The organism is Microcystis sp. M53603_WE2 (assembly GCF_030065435.1).
In genome coordinates, this window is sequence record NZ_JASJFF010000354.1 from 1 (window position 1) to 3,879 (window position 3,879).

Sequence of the window (3,879 nt, forward strand, 5' to 3'; positions counted from 1 at the left end):
GCCGTGATAATATGTCTTGTGGCTTACCTGAGCGTCATAGCTGGGAAAGCAATCCAGATATTGAGATTAGTCTATCGCTGATTTAGGTGTACCTTGTCTGACCCATCGATCGAATCTCCCCCAACCCCAGAAACCAACCCGTCGTCAGATCCGATGCGGGAATACTATCAACTACAAAACACCCTATTGATCACCACCCTGATCTTAAGCGGTCTGATCTTTATACCCGTGTGGCTGTTTTATTCCCTCAATACTGCCCTTAATTACCTATTAGGGGCAATGGTGGGAGTTGTTTACCTAAAACTCCTAGCCGGGGAAGTGGAAAAATTGGGGGTAACGAAAAATCGGGTAGGCAAAAAAGGATTAGCCCTATTCGCTGGATTAATCATCATCGCCAGTCGTTGGCAAGAACTGCACATAGTGCCAGTTTTTTTGGGTTTTTTGACCTATAAAGGCGCAATCATCGTCTATACCCTGCAAACCATCTTCAAGCTGGAGCAGAAAGCCGATTCCTAAACCCTTTAACCGTTCAAAATAACCCTGAGTTGCGAACCTGAATCTCCCCAAGGTGGAAATGTTAGACAGTTTAAGTGTGCTTAATTTTTATAGTCTCGCTTCCCTGGAAGTGGGACAACACTGGTACTGGCACATCGGCGGACTAAAAATTCACGGGCAAGTGATCGCGGTCTCCTGGATCGTCTTCGCTATCTTAATCATCGCCTCGATCGCCGCTACCCGCAAAATCCAGAAAGTCCCTAGCGGTATTCAAAACCTCATGGAGTACGTTCTGGAATTTCTGCGCGATTTAGCCAAAAACCAGCTAGGAGAAAAGGAATATCGACCCTGGTTGCCCTTCATCGGCACCCTATTTTTATTTATTTTCGTTTCTAACTGGTTAGGGGCCTTGATTCCTTGGAAGTTAATCGAACTGCCCGAAGGAGAATTAGCCGCCCCCACTAACGACATCAATACCACGGTGGCGTTAGCCCTACTGACTTCCCTCGCTTACTTCTACGCAGGCATCAGTAAAAAAGGACTCGGTTACTTCGCTCACTACCTAGAGCCGATTCCCGTGCTATTACCGATCAAAATTTTAGAAGACTTTACCAAACCCCTCTCCCTCAGCTTCCGTCTTTTCGGAAACATCCTCGCGGACGAGTTGGTAGTGGCCGTATTAGTCTTCCTTGTCCCCCTAGTCGTACCCCTACCCCTGATGGCTCTCGGTTTATTTACCAGCGCTATTCAGGCCCTTGTCTTCGCCACCCTTGCCGGGGCCTATATCCATGAGGCACTGGAATCGGAACACGAAGAGGAACACGCTTAAAAGCGAGGGACGAAAAAAGAAAAATTTCTTAGGAAAAAGTGTCCAAATAATAGGATAATAACTAAGAAATTATTGGTCGAATTCAGGATGAGCAACTGAATTCCCAGATCGTTCTTTCCCAAAAACTCTTTCGGGAGTTTTGAGCAGAAAACCAGCCATTTTTTACGGCTGAGAACGCGCTCTGTAAACAACAGATTGAAATTGATTAGTAAATAGAGGAAAAAATCACCATGAACCCCACAGTAGCTGCCGCTTCCGTTATCGCCGCCGCCCTCGCCGTTGGTTTAGCCGCTATCGGCCCCGGTGTTGGTCAAGGTACCGCTTCTGGAGAAGCTGTTTCCGGTATCGCCCGTCAACCCGAAGCTGAAGGAAGAATTCGTGGTACCCTTCTCCTCAGCTTGGCATTCATGGAATCCTTAACCATCTACGGCTTGGTTATCGCTCTCGTTTTACTGTTCGCTAACCCCTTCGCCTAATTAAAAAAGCAGTGGGCTATCAGCCCCCAGTCCTCAGCTTGGCAGCGGAGTTTTCAAAACTCTCAAAAAACGCCAAAGCAGCCAACTAAAAAATCTGGTTTTGGGGACGGAAGGCTGATAGCTAGTTAAGGGAATTTTAGTGATTCCCCCTGACTGTTTATTGTTAAAGCAGGGGGATCATCTTCCTTTTTTGAACCTGTCTATAGCTTCTATTTATCAGGAATAAATCAATGTTTGATTTCGATGCCACCCTGCCAGTGATGGCACTACAGTTTATTCTTTTGGCAGTGATCCTGAACGCCGTTTTTTATAAACCCCTCAGTAAAGTTTTAGATGAACGGGCGGAGTATATTCGGCAAACTGAAGGCGGAGCCAAAGAACAACTAGCCAAAACCGAAGCACTGGTACAAGAGTACGAATTGCAATTAACTTCGGCTCGTAAACAATCCCAAGAGATTATCGCCCAAGCGCAGGCCGAGGCCCAAAAACTAGCCAGCGAACGAGTTGCCGCAGCCCAAAAAGAAGCGATCGCCCGTAAGGAAGCCGTCGCCGCCGAAATTGCCCAACAGAAAGAAGAAGCCTTTCGTTCTCTAGAAGGACAAGTGGCCTCTCTTTCCCGTCAAATTCTCGAAAAACTCCTCGGCCCCGAACTCGTTCGCTAAACCCCAGCCATTGGTTAATAACAGTGATCAGTAAAAAGATAGAACTCAGTCGTCAGGAGTTAGAAGACTGATAACTTACCTCTGATAACTGATAACTGATAACTGAATAACCTACTCCCCGCCCTCAATAATCATGATCATCGACACAGTTTTATTATTAGCCACGGAGGCGAAGGAAGCGGCAGCAGAGGGATTCGGCATCAACACCGATATCTTAGGAACTAACCTATTTAACCTCTCGATTCTGCTCGGTTTAATCATCTTCTACGGCCGCAAAGTTCTCGGACAAATCCTCGGAGAACGTCAGTCGAAGATTGCGGAAGCTTTAGCCGAAGCTGAAAACCGGAAAAATATTGCCGCTAACGCCCTCGCCGAAGAACAGAAAAAACTCGCCCTAGCAAAACAAGAGGCGGGACAAATTATCAATAATGCTCGAGATAGAGCTAAAACTGTCACCGCCGACATCGCCGCCCAAGCCGAACTCGATATTCAAAGAATGCGCGAAAGTGCCGCTAAAGATCTCTCGGCGGAACAGGATCGCGTTTTAGTAGAATTACGCCAAAGAATTACCGCTTTAGCCTTAGCTAATGTGGAATCCCAATTAAGCGCCGGCCTGGAAGAATCGGTACAACAAACCCTAATTGATCGCAGTTTGGCCAACCTAGGAGGTAAATAGATGCAGGGAAGTTTAATCAGTTCAGAAATCGCCGAACCCTACGCCCAAGCATTACTTTCCGTCGCCCAAAGCAGCGGACAATTAGAAGCGATTGGCGGCGAAATTAAATCCCTCTTAGAATTGTTGGAAAATGCTCCCGATCTAAGAGCTTTTATTGGCAATCCCGTCATCAAAGAAGAAGCTAAAAAAGCCGTTCTTTCCCAAGTAATGGGGAGCAGCGCCAATCCCTATTTAACTAACTTCATGATGTTATTGGTCGATAAACGTCGGATTCAATTTTTAGAACCCGTTTGTCAACAATATCTCACCCTGGCCAGAGTGCTGACTAACACCGTTTTAGCGGAAGTTTCCTCGGCCACCGAATTGAACGATAGCCAAAAACAAATCGTCATCGACAAAGTGAAAACCCTCACCGGGGCGAACGTGGTCGAACTGAAAACCAAAGTTGATGGCAGCCTGATCGGTGGTGTGGTGATCAAAGTCGGTTCTCAGGTCTTTGATGCCAGCATTCGCGGTCAACTACAACGCCTCAGCCTCTCCCTGCGCTAAGGTCATCTAATCTCTCTTTTTTGCCGTTTTTTCACCTTCTAATTTTTTACTTTTTCCCAGATTAAACTATGGTAGCTATCAGACCCGACGAAATTAGCACGATTATTCGTCAACAGATCGAATCCTATAACCAAGAAGTACAGGTCTCCAACGTGGGAACCGTCCTACAAGTAGGTGACGGTACTGCCCGCA

The 3,879-nt window shown here is 46.6% G+C and carries 6 protein-coding genes; all 6 read left to right on the plus strand.

Going from position 1 to position 3,879, the window contains the following annotated elements:
• Positions 1-153: 153 nt before the first annotated feature.
• The 6 genes from PX481_RS07635 (at position 154) to atpH (ending at position 3,687) form a co-directional block, all read left to right on the plus strand.
• Complete coding sequence (locus PX481_RS07635) at positions 154-516, plus strand: ATP synthase subunit I (protein WP_002739749.1); 363 nt, start codon at positions 154-156, stop codon at positions 514-516.
• Between the two features lie 58 nt (positions 517-574).
• Complete coding sequence (gene atpB, locus PX481_RS07640) at positions 575-1,324, plus strand: F0F1 ATP synthase subunit A (RefSeq protein WP_002739857.1); 750 nt, start codon at positions 575-577, stop codon at positions 1,322-1,324.
• Between the two features lie 230 nt (positions 1,325-1,554).
• Complete coding sequence (gene atpE / locus PX481_RS07645) at positions 1,555-1,800, plus strand: ATP synthase F0 subunit C (RefSeq protein WP_002740068.1); 246 nt, start codon at positions 1,555-1,557, stop codon at positions 1,798-1,800.
• Positions 1,801-2,030: 230 nt separating this feature from the next.
• Positions 2,031-2,462, plus strand: coding sequence for a F0F1 ATP synthase subunit B' (locus PX481_RS07650; RefSeq protein WP_002740070.1), 432 nt, complete (start codon positions 2,031-2,033; stop codon positions 2,460-2,462).
• Positions 2,463-2,595: 133 nt separating this feature from the next.
• Positions 2,596-3,138 carry a F0F1 ATP synthase subunit B gene (locus tag PX481_RS07655; RefSeq protein WP_002763368.1) on the plus strand — a complete coding sequence of 181 codons (543 nt, stop codon included), beginning with the start codon at positions 2,596-2,598 and terminating at the stop codon, positions 3,136-3,138.
• A complete protein-coding gene (gene atpH / locus PX481_RS07660; protein ID WP_002763366.1) occupies positions 3,139-3,687 on the plus strand; it encodes an ATP synthase F1 subunit delta in 549 nt (182 codons plus the stop codon). It abuts the gene before it with no gap.
• Positions 3,688-3,879 lie beyond the last annotated feature (192 nt).